9 protein-coding genes are annotated in these 17,730 nt (G+C 72.3%); 3 read left to right on the top strand and 6 right to left on the bottom strand.

The features are described from left to right. Nucleotides 1-22 precede the first annotated feature (22 nt). The 5 genes from OG294_RS32075 to OG294_RS32055 are packed head-to-tail and all read right to left on the bottom strand — an operon-like array spanning nucleotide 23 to nucleotide 5,649. Nucleotides 23-997 (bottom strand): ABC transporter ATP-binding protein, encoded by a 975-nt coding sequence (locus OG294_RS32075; protein WP_327070055.1) that lies wholly within the window; start codon nucleotides 995-997, stop codon nucleotides 23-25. Further along, entirely contained in the window at nucleotides 994-1,980 is a 987-nt protein-coding gene (locus tag OG294_RS32070; protein WP_327070054.1) for an ABC transporter ATP-binding protein, read from the bottom strand. The genes OG294_RS32075 and OG294_RS32070 overlap by 4 nt, the downstream gene beginning before the upstream one ends. Further along, nucleotides 1,977-2,966 carry an ABC transporter permease gene (locus tag OG294_RS32065; RefSeq protein WP_327070053.1) on the bottom strand — a complete coding sequence of 330 codons (990 nt, stop codon included), beginning with the start codon at nucleotides 2,964-2,966 and terminating at the stop codon, nucleotides 1,977-1,979. The genes OG294_RS32070 and OG294_RS32065 overlap by 4 nt, the downstream gene beginning before the upstream one ends. Then, the gene (locus OG294_RS32060; protein WP_327070052.1) at nucleotides 2,963-3,910 is read right to left on the bottom strand and encodes an ABC transporter permease; all 948 of its coding nucleotides are present in this window, start codon (nucleotides 3,908-3,910) and stop codon (nucleotides 2,963-2,965) included. Before OG294_RS32060 ends, OG294_RS32065 begins: the two co-directional genes overlap by 4 nt. Then, nucleotides 3,907-5,649 carry an ABC transporter substrate-binding protein gene (locus OG294_RS32055; protein WP_327070051.1) on the bottom strand — a complete coding sequence of 581 codons (1,743 nt, stop codon included), beginning with the start codon at nucleotides 5,647-5,649 and terminating at the stop codon, nucleotides 3,907-3,909. The genes OG294_RS32060 and OG294_RS32055 overlap by 4 nt, the downstream gene beginning before the upstream one ends. Nucleotides 5,650-5,837: 188 nt before the next feature. On the opposite strand from OG294_RS32055, the gene OG294_RS32050 reads away from it, so the two are divergent. Both OG294_RS32050 and OG294_RS32045 read left to right on the top strand, forming a co-directional pair. Beyond that, nucleotides 5,838-7,295, top strand: coding sequence for an aminopeptidase P family protein (locus tag OG294_RS32050; RefSeq protein WP_327070050.1), 1,458 nt, complete (start codon nucleotides 5,838-5,840; stop codon nucleotides 7,293-7,295). Between the two features lie 112 nt (nucleotides 7,296-7,407). Further along, complete coding sequence (locus OG294_RS32045; RefSeq protein WP_327070049.1) at nucleotides 7,408-7,998, top strand: fasciclin domain-containing protein; 591 nt, start codon at nucleotides 7,408-7,410, stop codon at nucleotides 7,996-7,998. A gap of 133 nt (nucleotides 7,999-8,131) precedes the next feature. On the opposite strand, the gene OG294_RS32040 is transcribed toward OG294_RS32045, so the two are convergent. Further along, the gene (locus OG294_RS32040; protein ID WP_327070048.1) at nucleotides 8,132-9,397 is read right to left on the bottom strand and encodes a glycosyltransferase family 39 protein; all 1,266 of its coding nucleotides are present in this window, start codon (nucleotides 9,395-9,397) and stop codon (nucleotides 8,132-8,134) included. A gap of 221 nt (nucleotides 9,398-9,618) precedes the next feature. On the opposite strand from OG294_RS32040, the gene OG294_RS32035 reads away from it, so the two are divergent. Beyond that, the gene (locus OG294_RS32035; protein WP_327070047.1) at nucleotides 9,619-17,676 is read left to right on the top strand and encodes a DUF7927 domain-containing protein; all 8,058 of its coding nucleotides are present in this window, start codon (nucleotides 9,619-9,621) and stop codon (nucleotides 17,674-17,676) included. Nucleotides 17,677-17,730: the final 54 nt, after the last annotated feature.

Here is a 17,730-nt window from a genome sequence, read left to right as displayed (position 1 = left end):
TCCCGGCGTCAGGCTTCCGGCGTCAGGCTTCCGGGAAGTGGCAGGCGACCTGCCGCTGCCCCGGGCCGTGGTCCGTCAGCTGCGGCGCCTGGCTGCGGCAGATCGGCTGCGCCTTGGCGCACCTGGGGTGGAAGGTGCAGCCGCTGGGCGGGTCGGCCGGGCTCGGCGGGTCGCCGAGCAGCACGATCCGCTCCCTGGCCCGCTCGGCCGCCGGATCGGGCAGCGGCACCGCGGAGAGCAGCGCCTTGGTGTACGGGTGCGCGGGCGCCGCGTACACCTGCTCCTTCTCGCCGATCTCCACGATCCGGCCCAGGTACATCACCGCCACCCGGTGGCTCAGGTGCCGGACCACCGCCAGGTCGTGGGCGATGAACAGGTAGGCGACGCCCAGTTCGCGCTGCAGCCGCTCCAGCAGGCCGACGATCTGCGCCTGGATGGAGACGTCCAGCGCCGAGACCGGCTCGTCGGCCACCACCAGCGCGGGCCGGGTGGCCAGCGCCCGGGCGATGCCGATCCGCTGGGCCTGACCGCCGGAGAACTGGTACGGATAGCGCTCCAGGTGCTCGGGCGCCAGGCCCACCAACTGGACCAGCTCCCGCACCTCGCGCCGGATCCGCTCCCCGGCCACCCGCTGCGCGCGCAGCGGCGCCGAGATGATCTGGGCCACCGTCCGCCGCGGGTTCAGCGAGGCGAACGGGTCCTGGAAGATGATCTGCAACTCGCTGCGCAGCGGCCGCAGTTCGCGCTGACCCAGCCCGGTGATGTCCTGCCCGCGGAAGTCGACCCGGCCGGCGGTGGGATCCAGCAGCCGCACCAGCAGCCGCCCGGTGGTGGACTTGCCGCAACCGGACTCGCCGACCAGGCCGAGCGTCTCGCCCGCCCGCACCTCGAAGCTGAGCCCGTCCACCGCCTTGACGCCGGGCCGTCGCCGCAGCCCGTCACGGGCGCCGGGGAAGGTCTTGCCGAGGTCGCGCACCGTCAGCAGCGCACCGGTCATGCCGTCACCTCCGAGTGGATGCAGGCACTGCGGTGCCCGTCGGGCGTCAGCTGCCGCAACGGCGGCCGGGTGCCGGTGCAGGCCGGCTGCGGGGCGGCGGCGTAGACGGGGCAGCGCGGATGGAAGGCGCAGCCGGGTGGCGGCGCCAGCAGCGAGGGCGGGCTGCCCGGGATCGCCCGCAGCTCCTGCCCCTGCCCCGGGTCCGGGTCCAGACGCGGCAGCGAGTCCAGCAGCCCCTGGGTGTACGGGTGCCGGGGCGCGCCGAACAGCGCGTCGGCGTCCGCCTGTTCGACGGCCGTGCCGCCGTACATCACGAGCACCTCGTCGGCCACCCGGGCGATCACGCCCAGGTCATGGGTGATCATGATGATCCCCAGCCCCCGTTCCTCCTTGAGCCGCATCAGCAGGTCGAGCACCTGGGCCTGCACGGTGACGTCCAGCGCCGTGGTCGGCTCGTCCGCGATGATCAGCTCGGGCTCGCAGGAGAGCGCGAGCGCGATCATCGCGCGCTGGCGCATGCCGCCGGAGAACTGGTGCGGGTACTCCCCCGCGCGCCGGGCCGGTTCGGGGATGCCGACGTCGCCGAGCACCTCCACCGCCCGCGCCCAGGCGGCCCGGCGGCTGGAGCCGAAGTGCTCGCGGTGCGCCTCGGCGATCTGGTCGCCGATGGTGAAGTACGGGTGCAGCGCGGTGAGGGCGTCCTGGAAGACCATCGCCATCCGCCGCCCGCGCAGCCGGCGGACCGTCTCGGCGGGCGCGCCGATCAGCTCGGTGCCGTCGAAGTCGACCGAGCCGGTGACCCTGGCCCCCGGGTGCAGGCCCATCACGGCCAGCGAGGTGACCGACTTGCCGGAGCCGGACTCCCCGACGATCCCCAGCGTGCGGCCGCGCTCGACGTCGAAGTCGACGCCCTTGACCACCTTCACCGGCCCCTCGCCGGTGGTGAACTCGACCGCGAGGTCGCGGACCTGAAGCAGCGTCACGAAAGTCTCGCTCTCGGGTCGATCCAGGCGTAGAGCAGGTCCACGACCAGGTTGGAGGTGACGATGAAGAAGGAGGCCAGCAGCGTGATGCCCATCACCACCGGCTGGTCGGACTTGTTGAGCGAGTCGGCGAACAGCTTGCCGACGCCCGGCAGTCCGAAGAGCGACTCGGTGATCATCGCGCCGGCCAGCAGGCTGCCCAGGTCCATCCCGAGCATGGTGGCCACCGCCGTCAGGGCCGGGCGCAGCCCGTGCTTGCCGACCACTCTGCGCTCGCGCAGCCCCTTGGCCCGCGCGGTGCGGACGTACGGCTCGGCCAGCGTCTCGATCACCGAACTGCGCGTCATCCGGGCGTACATGGCGGCCGTCGCGAGCGCCAGCGTGATCCACGGCAGCAGCAGGTTCTGCGCCCAGCCGACCGGGTCGTCCGTGAAGTCGACGTAGCGCGGGTACGGGATCAGGCCGAGCACCGTGACCACCACGTAGAGCAGGATCATCGCGGTGAAGTACACCGGCACGGCGGCTGCGCCGATGGTGGCGACCATCACCGTGCGGTCCACCCAGGTGTTCTTGCGCAGCGCCGAGACGACGCCCGCGCCCAGCCCCAGCAGCAGCCAGCAGGCCGCCGCGCCGATGGCCAGCGAGAAGCTGGTCGGGAGCCGGTCCATCATCAGGTCCCAGACCGGCCGGCCGCTCTGGAAGGAGTAGCCGAAGCAGGGGAAGCCGCAGTGCACCGCGTACTGCCCGGTGCCCATCGTGCGGCCGGCGAAGATCGCCAGCACGTACCGGCCGAACTGGACGATCAGCGGCGCGTCCAGGCCCATCTGCTTGCGGACCAGCGCGATCTGGTCGGGCGCGCAGTCCTTGCCGCAGAACTGCACGGCCGGATCGCTCGGCAGCAGGTAGAAGATGGTGAAGGTGACCGCGCAGATCACCAGCAGGGTACCGGCGATGCCGAGCAGCCGGCGGATCAGGAAGGCGGTCATTCCCGGCCGCCCTTCGGATCGAGGGCGTCGCGCAGCGCGTCGCCGAGCAGGGTGAAGGCCAGCACCACCAGGAACAGGCAGGCGCAGGGCAGGACGAAGAACATCGGGTCGACCTTGTAGTACAGCTGGGCATCGGTGATCATCTGGCCCCAGGACGGGGTGGGCGGGCGGACCCCGACCCCGAGGTAGGTCAGGCCGGCCTCCGAGCCGATCAGGCCGGGGATGGCCAGCGTGACGTAGACGATCACGGTGCTGGTCAGGTTCGGCAGGATCTCGGTGAGCACGATCCGCAGGCTCGGCGTGCCGCTGGCCCGGGCCGCCTCGATGTACTCGCGGCGCTTGAGCGAGATGGTCTGCCCCCGGATCACCCGGGCGATGTACGGCCAGGTGAACAGGCTCATCACGGCGACCAGCAGCAGCACCCGGTTGGCGTTCTGCACCACCGAGAGCAGCGCGATCATGAAGATCAGGCTCGGGAAGGACATCATGACGTCCATGAACCGGCTGATCACCGCGTCGGTGCGGCCGCCGAAGTAGCCGGCGGTGACGCCGAGCGCCACGCCGATCAGCGTGATCAGCAGCGCGGCGCTGAACGAGACCAGCAGACTGATCCGGGCGCCGTAGAGCAGCCGGGCGAAGATGTCGCGCCCCAGCATCGGCTCGACGCCGAGCCAGTGCTGCGGACTGATCCCGCCCAGGGCGCCGCGCGGCAGCCCGCCGAGGTAGGGGTCGATGGCGTACTTGTCGGTGTCGGCGGGGCCGTGGCCGCAGATCGCGGTGAGCACCGGGGCGAGCAGCGCGGCCAGCACGAAGAAGGCGATGATGCCCAGGCCCACCATCGCCGCCGGCCGGCGGCGCAGCCGGCGCCAGGCCGACCGCCAGGGCGATCCCGTGTCCTGATACTCCGTCACCATGACGGTGGCGGGCGGCGATTCGACCGTCATTTGACGGACTTCAGGCCGACGTTGGCGTAGTCGATCTGCCCCGACCAGACCGGACTCGCGAAGGCTCCGGCGATGTTGGTGCCGACCAGCAGCGGCTTCTTCTGCCAGGTGAGCGGCACGGTGGGCGCCTCGTCCATGAGCTTGGCGTCCAGCGCCAGCCAGGCCGCGTTGGCGGCGTTCACGTCGCTCAGTCCGGCGATCCGGTCCATCTCGGCGTCCACCGACGGGTCCTTGAAGCGGGACATGTTGCCCTGGTTGCCGGTGTCGACGATCACCCGGCTGTCGAAGAGCATCGGCAGGAAGGTGGCGGCCGAGGGGTAGTCGGGGCACCAGCCGGTGATCGCGAGGCCGGTCTGCTTGGTCTTGTCGCCGACCACCGAGTTGACCACGCTGGCGTCCAGCGCGTCGATCGTGACGTTGATGTCGATCTTCTTCAGCGCGGCCTGGATCGCCTCCGCCTGCTGGCGCTGGCCGGTGGAGACGGTGATCTCGGTGGAGATCGGGCCACTGACCCCGGCCTGCGCCAGGTACTGCTTGGCCTTGTCGAGGTCGCCGCCGACCGGGATGCCGAAGTGGTCGACCGCCTTGCCGCCGGTCAGCTCCGGCGGCAGGTAGGTGGTCGCGATGTCGGCGAGCGCCGGGCCGCCGACCGAGGACTGGAACGCCTGCTTGTCGATCGCGTACTCGACCGCCAGCCGCAGGTTCTTGTTGTCGAACGGCGGCTTGCTGTTGTCCATCGTCAGCATCGTCGTGCAGTTCTCGTTCTCGCTGACCAGGCGGGACTTGACGTCCGGATTGGTGATCACGTCGGGGATCTTGGCCGGCGTGAGGTCGGTGTACGCGATGGCGTCCTGGTCGTCGCCCTGCGAGGCGATCAGACGGTCGGCGATGCCGGCCGAGCCGAGCGTCTGGTCCACCACGATCTTGTCCGGATAGGCCTTGCGGACCGGGTCGGTGGCCTGGTCCCAGTAGGGATTGCGGACCAGCACCAGCTGCTTGCCGCGGTCGTACGTCTGGATCTTGTACGGCCCTGAGGAGAAGGGGTGGTTGCTGTAGTTGGCGCCGGCCTCCTTGGCGATCGGCACCGGCGCGAAGGTCGGCAGCGTGACCGTGTAGCCGAACTCGGCCACCGGGCGCTTGAGATGGAAGATGATCGTCTTCGCGTCGGGGACCTCGATCGCCTCCGGACCCAGTCGCTGGCCGTGCAGCGGACCGGCGTAGTCGGCCGGGGCGTTCAGGTACTGCTTGGCGTAGTTCGGGCCGCCGGGCAGGTCGGGGGAGAACGAGCGCTCGACGTTGTACTTGATGTCGTCGGCGACGATCGGCGATCCGTCCTCGTACTTCAGGCCGTCCTTGAGGTGGAAGGTCCAGGTCTTCGCGCCGTCGCTCGGCTCGCCCAGGTCGGTGGCCAGGTCCGGCACGATCTGCAGGCCCTGCGCGCCGGGCGCGGACTTGAAGGTGGTCAGCGTGCGGTAGAGCGTGCGGATGCCGAAGTCCATCTCCGGCTCGACCCAGTTGCGGGTCGGATCGAGCTGCGAGAAGTCCTGGTTGGACAGGATGTGCAGGGTTCCGCCTTTGACCGGGGTGCCCCCGACGATGCCGTCGCCCGCGGTGGTGATGCCGGCGCCGTCGTCGGTGCTGCCGCCACCGCTGCTCTCGTGGCTGGTGCACGCCCCGAGACCGAGGGTCAGGGTCGCCGCGAGCGCTGCCGCGAGGGCGGCATGGATACGTCTGGTCATGTGCACTCCGCTGTCATGGGACTGGCTCATCCGAGGTGTGACCCGTAACATAGTAATGTGAAATTGTACAAGCAAGAGGCTGTCTGACCCGTTACCCAGCTGTGTCCAAACGGTCAGTCAACTCCTGTGCACCACACGGATATCAGCACAGCTCAGCAGTGTGAGCCCGGACCCTCTGGAGCCCTCCCGTGACCCAGCCCCTCCCGTCCGCCAACACCGGGAGCCATGACCTCCCCGTCTCCCCCGCCCTCGCCGCCTTCATGGCCACCGACTGGGCCGCCACCCCGCTGCCCGCCGCCGAGCGCGTTCCCGGCCACCAGGTCATGCCCGCCCGCCGGGCCCGCCTCTCCGCGCGTTTCCCGGGCGAGCGCCTGGTGGTGCCGGCCGGGCAGCTCAAGGTGCGCAGCAACGACTGCGACTACCGCTTCCGTCCGCACACCGCCTTCAGCTGGCTCACCGGCCTGACCGGCGAGGAACAGGCCGGCAGCGTCCTGGTGCTGGAGCCGGACGGCGACGCGGGCCACGAGGCGGTGCTCCACCTGCGACCGCGCTCGCCGCGCGACGGCGTCAGCGAGGAGTTCTACCGCGACCGCCGCTACGGCGAGTTCTGGGTCGGCCGGCGCCCCGACCTGGCCGAGACCACCCAGCTGACCGGCCTGCGGGCGGAACACCTGGACGGCCTGGAGAAGCTGCTGGCCGGGCCTCAGGTCGTGACCCGGCTGCTGGGCGGGGTGGACCCGGTGCTCGACGCGCTGCTCGGCGACCGGTCCGACTCCGGCGGCGACGCCCGACTCGCCACCGTCCTCAGCGAGTTGCGGCTGGTGAAGGACGCCTGGGAGGTCGAGCAACTGCAACTGGCCGTCGACCACACCACCGCCGGCTTCGAGGACGTGGTCCGCGCGCTGCCCACCGCGCTGCGCCACCCGCGCGGCGAGCGCTGGATCGAGGGCGTGTTCAACCTGCGCGCCCGGGCCGAGGGCGCCGGCACCGGCTACGAGACCATCGCGGCCTCGGGCGCCCACGCCGGTGTGCTGCACTGGATCCGCAACGACGGCGCGCTCGACCCCGCCCAACTGCTGCTGCTCGACGCCGGGGTGGAGACCGACACCCGCTACACCGCCGACATCACCCGTACCCTGCCGCTGAGCGGCACCTTCTCCCCCGTCCAACGGCAGGTCTACGAGCTCGTGCTGGCCGCCCAGGACGCGGGCATCGCCGCACTGCGCCCCGGCGCCGCCTTCCGCGACTTCCACCGCGCGGCGATGCGGGTGATCGCCGAGGGGCTGGCCGACTGGGGCGTGCTGCCGGTCCCGGCCGAGCAGGCGCTGCGGGAGGAGAGCGGCCTGTACCGCCGCTACACCCTGTGCGGCAGCGGGCACATGCTGGGCCTGGACGTGCACGACTGCGCGAAGGCCCGGGCGGAGGCCTACCTGGACGGAGTGCTGGAGGCCGGTCAGGTGCTGACCGTCGAGCCCGGGCTCTACCTGCAGCCGGACGACCTGACGCTGCCGCCCGAGCTGCGCGGGATCGGGGTGCGGATCGAGGACGACCTGGTGATCACCGAGGACGGTGCGCGACTGATGTCCGGTGCGCTGCCGCGCACGGTGGCCGGGATCGAGGAGTGGATGGGGACGCTGCTCGGGTGACGGTGCCGTCAGCCCGCCGTCCGCCTCCCGGTCGGCGGGCTGACGAGGTGTCACTATGCGGGCGTATCCGAGATGTTATCGCCGGATTTTCCGCCCGAGGAGGACCTGCACGATGCCCCGCCCCACCACCCGACCCGCACTGCTGGCGGGCCTCGCCCTTGCCCTGCTCTCCCTGGCCGGTTGCGCCGGCGCCGACGAGAGCCCCGTCGCGGCCGGCGGCCCCCCGCCGCCGGAGAAGCCCTTCGGCCAGAGCTGCGCCGCACTGCCCGCGGACGGCCCGGGCAGTCTGGACTCGATGGGCGGCATCCCCGTGCTGTCGGCGATCGAGCAGTCCAAGGACCTGACCACGCTGGCCAAGCTGGTCAAGACGGCCAAGGCCAAGGACGTCTTCGACTCGATGGACAACGTCACCGTCTTCGCCCCCGACGACGCCGCCTTCGCCAAGCTCCCCGACGACCAGCGCAAGGCGCTGGACACCCAGCCGGGCGCCGGCGAGCTGCTGCGCAAGCTCATCGTGGTGCGCGACCTGAAGAAGAACGACCTCACCGACAAGTCCTACACCTCGCTCCAGGGCGCGGTACTGAAGGCGACCGGCACCGGGGACGACTACCGGATCGGCGGCGCGCGGGTGCTCTGCGGCAGCATCCGCACCTCCAACGCCCGCCTCGCGACGCTCGACCAGGTACCGGCCTTCGGCGGCTGAACCACCCACCGCTGGGCGCCGCCTCCCCTGCGGAGGCGGCGCCCAGCGGTGTGAACCGGGCAGGCCCCAAGGACGTCCTGGTGCCGCGTCAGGCAGCCTTTGCCCGACGGGGCGAAGGCTGCCTGACGCGGCACTAGATCACCGACTGCCAGACCCCCAGCAGGTACGCCCCGTACCAGCTCCCGGCCAGCAGCGCCGCCCCCGCGACCGGCCAGGCCACCCGCCCGCGGGCCCTGGCCAGCGCGACGGCGCCGGGCAGCAGGAAGAGCAGCGCCGGCACCAGCAGGCGCGGCTTGCAGGAGGAGTAGTCGCTCTGGCCGATCGCGAGGGCCGTCACCAGCAGCCCGTAGAGCGCCAGCGGCGGCCAGGGCCGCCAGAGCAGCGCCAGCAGGCTGCCGCCGAGCGCCGCCAGCACCAGCAGCGCGATGCTGACGTCCACCCAGCCGGTGCCGCCGGTCAGCTGGTCGGTCACGTAGTCCCAGCTGTGCGCGCCCCAGTCCAGCGCGGTGCCCCACCCCGCCTGCTGGATCCGGAACCACCCGTCGGCCCGGCCGGTCCGCAACCCCACCCAGAGCAGGTAGCCCGGCGTGGCCGAGCAGGCCACCAGGGCGGAGACCAACGGCCGCACCCACGGCTTTCTCTGATGGATCGTCAGCCAGGCCGCCAGGGCGACCGCCGCGCCGACCGCGAGCCCGCTGGGACGGGTCAGCCCGGCCAGCACCCCCCAGGCCGCAGCCGCCGGCCACCGTTCGCGGTGGGCGGCCAGCAGCGCGCCCACCGCGCAGGCCAGGAAGACGGCCTCGCTGTACCCCATGCCGAGCACCACGGCCATCGGCTGCGCGACCGTCAGCAGCACCATGAAGAGCCCGGTCCGACGGTCGTACAACCGCCCGAAGAGCTGGTAGAGCAGCACCACCGCGACCGCCCCCGCCACCCGGGAGACCGCCAGCGCCGCGTCCCCGAAGCTCGCGCCGGTGGCCAGGTGCACCAGGCGGATCGCGGCCGGGAAGACCGGGAAGAAGGCGAGATTGCTGCCGAGCCAGGCGCCGCTCAGATCACGCGGCGCGCCGGGGGCGGGGTAGCCGTGCTGGGCCACGTCCAGGAAGAGCCGCGCGTCCCAGCCCAGCAGCACCCGGCCGAGCTCGGGCGAGCCGGGCTGGCGCAGCAGCGCGAGCAGGCCGAGCTGGAGCGCGCAGGCCACACCGTAGAGCAGCAGCGGCGGCCCCCAGTCCAGCGCCAGGCGGCGGGCCGGGCGGGCTTGCGGGCCGCGGCACGCACCGGGCGCGAGGGTCACCAACCCCGGGGCGTCGCCCGAGACCGGCCCCGCGGTGGCGCCGGTCGGCCGCCCGTCCTCGGGGTCGGGCGGCGCGGGGCGCGGCTGGAGTGCGAAGTCGGTCATGCACGCGACGGTACGGTCGCCGTCGGCGCCGCCCCGCCTTGCTCGGACGTGTTGCGGCGCGACTGCACCGAACGGCGCCGAACGCTAGGCCGAAAGCGGGGAATCATATTCAAAGCACGATGACACGACGTCAGCTGATCATTTTTTAATCTCTTCTCCGGCTACTCCTTGACGCGCATGTGTGTTCGCGGGGGTCGCGAGAGGAGACGCCGGTGCGTCCGGTGCGGTCCAGGGCTGGCTTCGAGGGTCGGCTCTCCACGGTGGTGCGGTGCGTCCTCGCACTCCTCTGCCTGATCCCGCAAGGCGGTTTCGCCCTCGCAGCCACCCCCGTGCGCCTGTCGGCGGCCGCCCCGACGCGCGCCACCGCGCCGGCGGCCACACCGGCGGCGACATCCGCGGCCCCGTCTGCTGCGTCGGCGTCCGCCTCCGTCCCCGGGAGCGCACCGGCGGCCTCGTCCACACCGACGGCAGCGTCCCCCTCGGCCTCCGCGCCCGAGCCGACGGCCACGCCGACCGGCACATCGACCGGCACGTCGACCGGCACGTCGGCCGACACAGGCGAGTCGACCGCGCAGGCCGCGACCGACGCCCCCGCGCAGGCCGCCCCCGAACAGGCGGGCTCCGCCGACCCCGGCGAGCAGCAGCGTGCCGTGGTCTCCTGCACGCCCACCGGCAGCTTCACCAACTGCTCCCGGTTCACCTACAGCGGCGCCGACCAGTCCTTCACCGTGCCACCCGGCGTGAGCAGCGTCTTCGTCCGCCTCTGGGGCGGTGGTGGCGGCGGCTCGCCGAGCGCGTACTACACCGGCCAGCGCGGCGGCGGTGGCGGCGGCTACACCACCGGCACCGTCGCGGTGACGCCCGGTCAGAGCTTCACCGTCACCAGTGGCCAGGGCGGCGTCCAGAACGGCACCAGCCGCACCTACGGCGGCGGCGGGGCGGGCGGTGTCGGCAAGAGCCTCGCCTCCGGCGGCAGCGGCGGTGGCCTGAGCGCGCTGTGGAACGGTGCCTACGCCTCCACCCCACTGCTGATCGCCGGCGGCGGTGGCGGCTCCTCACCGGGCGCCGACACCCTCAACCCCGCCGGCGGCAGCGGCGGCGGCAGCACCGGCGGCCAGGACAGCCAGCCGACGGTCTCCGGCCGGGGCGGCACCCAGAGCGCCGGCGGCGCCGCGGCCACCGACACCCGCTGCGGCGCCGGCGCCCCGGCCACCGCGGGCGGCCGGTACCTGGGCGGTGCGGGCGCCGGCGACACCGGCTACGAGGGCGGTGGCGGTGGCGGCAGCGGTCTGTTCGGCGGTGGCGGCGGCGAGTGCCAGCGCTCCGGCGGGCCCGAGGCCAACGGCATGGGCGGCGGCGGCTCCGGCTACACCGGCGGCAGCGGCGTCAGCGGCGCGCAGACCGCCAACGGCGGGATGAGCACGCAGAACCAGGTCGGCGGCACCGCGGGCGGCAGCAACGACCCGCTGTACAGCAGCGGTGTCGGTGCCGGCGGGGCCAACTCCAACGGCGGCAACGGCGAGGTGACCATCGAGTGGGTCACCCAGGTCGCCCTGGCGATCAACAAGACCGCGGACAAGGCGAGCTACACCCCCGGCGAGAGCCTCACCTACACGATCACCGCCACCAACGCGGGCCCGGCCCCGGCGCTCGGGGCAGCCATCCGCGACACCCTGCCGTCCGCGCTCGCCGGGTTCACCTGGACCTGTTCGGCGACCGCGCCCAGCACCTGCAACAGTCCGACCAGCGGCACCGGTACCATCGACACCACCGCGGACATCGCGGTGAACGGCACGGTCAGCTACACCGTCACCGGCACCGTCCCCGCGAACACCACCGGCACCCTCGCCAACACGGCCACCGTCACCCGTCCCGCGGCCACCGCCGACGACAACTGCGGCCCGACCTGCTCCAGCACGCTCAACACCCCCGCACTGCCCAGGACCGGCCTGTCCGTCACCAAGACGCCGGACAAGAACCGGTACGTCCCGGGCCAGTCGCTGACCTACACCATCGTGGTGCGCAACGCCGGCCCCTCCGACGCGACCGGTGTGACCGTGCAGGACACGCTGCCCGCCGCGATCCAGGGCTTCACCTGGTCCTGCACGGCGACCGGCGGCAGCAGCTGCGGCAGCACCAGCAGCGGGACGGGGAACATCAACACCACGGTCAACATCCCGGCCGGCGGCCAGGTCACCTACACCGTGACCGGCACCGTCCCCTCGACCGCCACCGGCTCGCTCGACAACCGCGCCACCGTCACACCGCCCAGCGGCGCCACCGACCCGAACTGCTCGCCGAACTGCACCAGCACCGCCAACCCGCTGCCGCCCGACGGGCAGGCGAACCTGGTGATCTCCAAGGTGCTGCAGACCAACCCCGTGGTGGCCGGGCAGCAGATCCAGTGGCAGGTCCGGGTCACCAACAACGGACCCTCGCTGGCGCGCAACGTGGTCGTCCGGGACCGGGTCCCGGTCGGCGTCACCGGCGCCACGATGACCGCCGACGCCGACGGCACGCCCTGCCCGATCAGCGGCGGCACCGCCACCTGCCCGGCCGTCGAGATCCCCGTCGGTGCCTCGCTGACGTGGACGCTCACCGGCACCCTGCCGCCCGACGCGACAGCAACGCCGGTGAACACCGCCACCGTCACCGGCGGACCCGACCCCTCCGCCTCGGTCCGCACCGCCATCGCCTCACCGTCCACCTCACCGTCGGTCCAGGCGAACCTGGCGATCTCCAAGGCGCTGCTCACGAGCCCCGTCGTGCCGGGGCAGCAGATCCAGTGGCGCGTCACTGTCACCAACAACGGACCCTCACGGGCACGGAACGTCGTCGTCACCGACCAGATCCCCACAGGCGTCACCGGCACCACCATGACCGCCGACGCCGACGGCACCCCCTGCCCCATCAGCGGCACCACCGCGACGTGCCCCGCTGTCGAGATTCCCGCCGGCGGTTCGCTGACGTGGGCGGTCAGTGGCACGCTCGACCCCAACGCCACCATCGCACCCACCAACACCGCGGTGGTCACCGGCGGACCTGACCCCTCGGCATCGGCTCACACCGCCATCGCCTCGCCCTCCAACTCGCCCACACCGCAGGCGAACCTGACCATCTCGAAGGTGCTGCTCACCGACCCGGTGGTCCCCGGCCAGCAGATCCAGTGGCACGTCACCGTCACCAACAACGGACCCTCCCGCGCCCGTAACGTCGTCCTCACCGACCAGATCCCCACCGGCATCACCGGCGCCACCATGATCGCCGAGGCTGACGACAGCGCCTGCCCGATCGCCAACGGCACCGCCACCTGCCCGGCCGTCGAAATCCCCGCAGGCGGTTCGCTCTCCTGGACGGTCAGCGGCACCCTGGCGGCTGACGCCACAACGACACCCACCAACACCGCGGTGGTCACCGGCGGACCCGACCCCTCGGCATCGGCCCACACCGCCATGGCCTCGCCCTCCAACTCGCCCACACCGCAGGCGAACCTGACCATCTCGAAGGTGCTGCTCACCAACCCGGTCGTCCCCGGCCAGCAGATCCAATGGCACGTCACCGTCACCAACAACGGACCCTCCCGGGCACGTAACGTCGTCCTCACCGACCAGATCCCCACCGGCATCACCGGCGCCACCATGACCACCGACGCCGACGGCACCCCCTGCCCGATCAGCGGCACCACCGCCACCTGCCCCGCCACCGAGATCCCCGCAGGCGGCTCTGCCACCTGGACCGTGACCGGCACCCTGGCCGCCGACGCCACGACAACGCCCACCAACACCGCGGTCGTCACCGGCGGCCCCGACCCCTCGGCCTCCGCCCACACCGCCATCGCCTCGCCCTCCAACTCGCCGTCCCCCCAGGCGAACCTGGCAGTGACCAAGACCCTGTTGACCAACCCGGTCATCCCCGGTCAGCAGATCCAATGGCGCGTCACCGTCACGAACGACGGACCCAGCCGCGCCCGCAACGTCGTCGTCACCGACCAGATCCCCGCCAGCCTGACCGAGGCGACGATGACGGCCGACGCCGACAGCACCCCCTGCTCTGTCACCAACGGCACCGCCACCTGCCCAGCCACCGAAATCCCCGCAGGCGGTTCCGCGACCTGGACGGTCAGCGGCGTACTCGACCCCAACGCCACCACCGCGCCCGACAACACCGTCGTCGTCACGGGCGGCCCTGACCCCTCGGCATCGGCTCACACTGCCGTCGCAACACCGTCGACCTCGCCCTCGCTCCAGGCGAAGCTTGCGATCTCCAAGGTGCTGCTCACCACCCCGGTCGTCCCCGGCCAGCAGATCCAATGGCGCGTCACCGTCACCAACAAGGGCCCCAGTCGCGCCCGCAACGTCATCGTCACCGACCAGATCCCCACCGGCATCAACAACGCCACGATGACCGCCGACGCCGATGACAGCACCTGCCCGATCACCAACGGCACCGCCACCTGCCCCGCCGTCGAGATCCCCGCAGGCGGCTCGCTCTCCTGGACGGTGCGCGGCACGCTCGACCCCAACGCCACCGCCACACCCACCAACACCGCCGCCGTCACCGGCGGCCCCGACCCCTCGGCCAGCGCCCACACCGCCGTCGCCTCGCCGACGAGTTCGCCCGCGCTCCAGGCGAGCCTGACCATCTCCAAGGCCCTGCTCACCAACCCCGTCGTTCCCGGCCAGCAGATCCAATGGCGCGTCACCGTCACCAACAACGGGCCGTCCCGGGCTCGGAACGTCGTGGTCACCGACCAGCTCCCGGCCGGCGTGAACAACGCCACGATGACCGCCGATGCCGATGACAGCACCTGCCCGATCACCAACGGCACCGCCACCTGCCCCGCCGTCGAAATCCCCACCGGCGGCACGCTCTCCTGGACGGTCAGCGGCACCCTGGCCGCCGACGCCACGACAACGCCCACCAACACCGCGGTCGTCACCGGCGGCCCCGACCCCTCGGTCTTCGCCCACACCGCCGTCGCCAGCCCCACCGGCTCCCCCGTGGCCCATGCGAACCTGGCCGTCTCGAAGGTCCTGCTCACCAACCCGGTGATCCCCGGCCAGCAGGTCCAGTGGCGCGTCAGCGTCACCAACAACGGCCCCAGCCGCGCGCGGAACGTCGTCGTCACCGACCGCATCCCCGACGGTGTGGCGGACGCCGTGCTGCAGTCCGACTCCGACAGCACGGTCTGCCCGATCACCAACGGCACCGCGACCTGCGCGCCCCTCGAGCTGGCCGTGGGCCAGGTGCAGTCCTACACGCTCACCGGCACGCTCGCCCAGGACGCGACCGCCACGCCGACCAACATCGCCGTCGTCACCGGCGGGCCGAACCCGTCCGTGAGCGCGTACACCGCCGTCGCCTCGCCGAGTGGCCTGCTCACCCCACAGGCGAACCTGACCATCGCCAAGGCCCTGCTCACCAATCCGGTGGTGCCCGGCGGGCCGATCCAGTGGCTGGTCACGGTGACCAACAACGGCCCCTCGCTCGCCCGCAACGTCGTGGTCACCGACCGGATTCCGGCCGGCGTCACCCATGCGACCATGCAGGCGAACGTCGACGACCGCAGCTGCCCGATCACCGGCGGCATCGCCACCTGCCCGGCGATCGAACTCACCGTCGGCCAGTCGGCCTCGTACACCGTGACGGGCGTGCTCGACCCGAACGCCACCACCGCACCGACCAACATCGCCGTGGTCACCGGCGGCCCCGACCCCTCGGCCAGCGCCCACACCGCCGTCGCCAGCCCCACCGGCCTCCCGGACCTGCGGGCGGATCTCGAGATCGGCAAGGTGCTGCTCACCAGCCCGGTGGTTCCTGGCCAGCAGATCCAATGGCGCGTCACCGTCACCAACAACGGACCCTCCCGCGCCCGCAACGTCGTCGTCACCGACCAGATCCCGGCCGGCGTCACCAACGCCACCATGACCGCCGACACCGACAACACACCGTGCCCGGTCAGCAGCGGTGTCGCGACCTGCCCGGCCATCGAGCTGGCCGCCGAGGCATCGGTCTCCTACACAGTCACCGGCACGCTCGACCCGAGCGCGACGAGCACACCGGTCAACGTCGCCTCCGTCAGCGGCGGCCCCGACCCCGACCCGTCCAACAACACCGCCACCGCCCAGCCCTCCGAGAGCACCCGGCCGCAGGCCGCGCTCAGCATCTCCAAGGTGCTGCTGACCAACCCGGTGGTACCCGGCCAGCAGATCCAATGGCGGGTCGCCGTCACCAACCACGGCCCCTCGCTGGCCCGCGACGTCGTGGTCACCGACACCGTGCCGAACGAGGTGGTCGGCGCCACCATGACGGTCGACGAGACCGGGGCCGCGTGCCCGATCACGGGCACCACCGCGACCTGCCCGCCGGTGCAGATCGCGCCCGGCGCCACCGCGTCCTTCACGCTCAGCGGCACCCTCGCCCAGGACGCGACCGCTACGCCGACCAACATCGCCGTGGTCACCGGCGGCCCCGACCCGTCGGCCAGTGCGCACACCGCCGTCGCCTCGCCCACCGACTCGCCCGCACCGCAGGCCGCGCTCAGCATCTCCAAGATCCTGCTCACCGACCCGGTCGTCCCGGGCCGCCAGATCCAGTGGCGGGTCACGGTGACCAACCACGGCCCCTCGCTCGCCCGCGACGTCGTGGTCACCGACCGCATCCCCGACAGTGTGTCGGGTGCGGCCATGGCCTCCGACACCGACGCGACCCCATGCCCGATCGCCAACGGCACCGCCACCTGCCCGGCGATCGAGCTGGCGGCGGGCCAGTCCCACAGCTACACGGTCAGCGGTGTGCTCGACCCCAACGCGACCGGAACGCCCGGTAACACGGCAGTCGTCACCGGCGGCCCCGACCCCTCCGCCAGCGCCCACACCGCCGTCGTCTCGCCCACCAACTCCCCCACCCCGCAGGCCAACCTGACCATCTCCAAGGCCCTGCTCACCAACCCCGTGATCCCCGGCCAGCAGATCCAATGGCGCATCACCGTCACCAACAACGGACCCTCCCGCGCCCGCAACGTCATCGTCACCGACCAGATCCCCACCGGCGTCACCAACGCCACCATGACCGCTGACACCGACAACACCCCCTGCCCCATCACCAACAACACCGCCACCTGCCCCGCCACCGAAATCCCCGCCAGCACCACCCTCACCTGGACCATCACCGGCACCCTCGCCCCCGAGGCCACCACCACCCCCACCAACACCGCCACCGTCACCGGCGGCCCCGACCCGGCCACCCCCACCCACACCGCCGTCGCCACCCCGACCGGGTCGCCGGAGCGACAGGCCCACCTCGACATCGCCAAGGTGCTGCTCACCTCCCCGGTGATCGCCGGGCAGCCGATCGCCTGGCGGGTGACGGTCACCAACAACGGTCCCTCGCTCGCCCGTGACGTCCAGGTCACCGATCAGGTCCCCGAGCAGGTCGACGGCGCGGCGATGAGCGCGGACGCCGACGGCACCCCGTGCCCGATCGCCAACGGCACCGCCACTTGCCCCGCCGTGGAGCTGGCACCCGGTCGGACGATCAGCTACACGCTCACCGGCACACTGTCGCCGGATGCCACCAGCGTCCCGGTGAACACCGCGGTGGTCACCGGTGGCCCCGACCCGTCCGCCTCCGCGCACACCGCGGTGGCCACGCCGACCGAGCCGATCACGCTCCGCCCTGACCTGCGGCTCGACAAGCAGGTCAGCCCCGCCCACCCCAAGCCCGGCGACCGGGTCACCTACACCGTGACCGCGACCAACAACGCGACCGGGACGTACTTCGGCGCCACCATCGTCGACGACTTCACCGGCGTGCTCGCTGCGGCCGTGTACGAGAGCGACGCCAAGGCCAGCACCGGCCAGACCTCCTACGTCGAGCCCAGGCTGACCTGGACCCTCGACATCCGTCCGGGTGCCACCGAGACGCTCGTCTACAGCTTCACGGTGCGGCGCGACGCCGGTGGCAAGCAGCTGCAGAACGTGATCGTCTCGCTCGGCGACGGCACCAACTGCCCCGCCGGTACCAACCTTCGCGCCACGGACACGTCCGGCTCCTGCAGCACCGACATCACGGTGACCCCGTCCAGCCCGTCCCCGTCCCCGTCCCCGCACCCCACGCACACCCACCGCCCGAGGCCCACCTCGGAGCCGTCCCCCGGCGGGAGGCCGGGCCCGCTGCCCGGGACCGGTCTGCGGGACGTCGCTCTGGCGGCCCTGGTGGCCACGCTCCTGCTGGGCGTCGGCGGTGGCATGCTGATCATCCGCCGCAGCCGCCGCTGACCGCAGGTCACCGACCGGGAGTGAACCGATCCGCCCGTACGCCGCGCTCCTACG

Origin of the sequence: Kitasatospora sp. NBC_01302, assembly GCF_035976515.1 — a bacterium.
GTDB lineage: Bacteria > Actinomycetota > Actinomycetes > Streptomycetales > Streptomycetaceae > Kitasatospora.
Note: the sequence above shows the minus strand (reverse complement) of the source record. Positions and strands in the feature narration are given on the sequence as shown.

What these genes read in the sequence shown, in the direction of transcription:
- OG294_RS32075 (WP_327070055.1), bottom strand. Translation starts at nt 997, where the DNA reads ATGACCGGTGCGCTGCTGACGGTGCGCGACCTCGGCAAGACCTTCCCC.
- OG294_RS32055 (WP_327070051.1), bottom strand. Translation starts at nt 5,649, where the DNA reads ATGACCAGACGTATCCATGCCGCCCTCGCGGCAGCGCTCGCGGCGACC.
- OG294_RS32060 (WP_327070052.1), bottom strand. Translation starts at nt 3,910, where the DNA reads ATGACGGTCGAATCGCCGCCCGCCACCGTCATGGTGACGGAGTATCAG.
- OG294_RS32040 (WP_327070048.1), bottom strand. Translation starts at nt 9,397, where the DNA reads ATGACCGACTTCGCACTCCAGCCGCGCCCCGCGCCGCCCGACCCCGAG.
- OG294_RS32065 (WP_327070053.1), bottom strand. Translation starts at nt 2,966, where the DNA reads ATGACCGCCTTCCTGATCCGCCGGCTGCTCGGCATCGCCGGTACCCTG.
- OG294_RS32045 (WP_327070049.1), top strand. Translation starts at nt 7,408, where the DNA reads ATGCCCCGCCCCACCACCCGACCCGCACTGCTGGCGGGCCTCGCCCTT.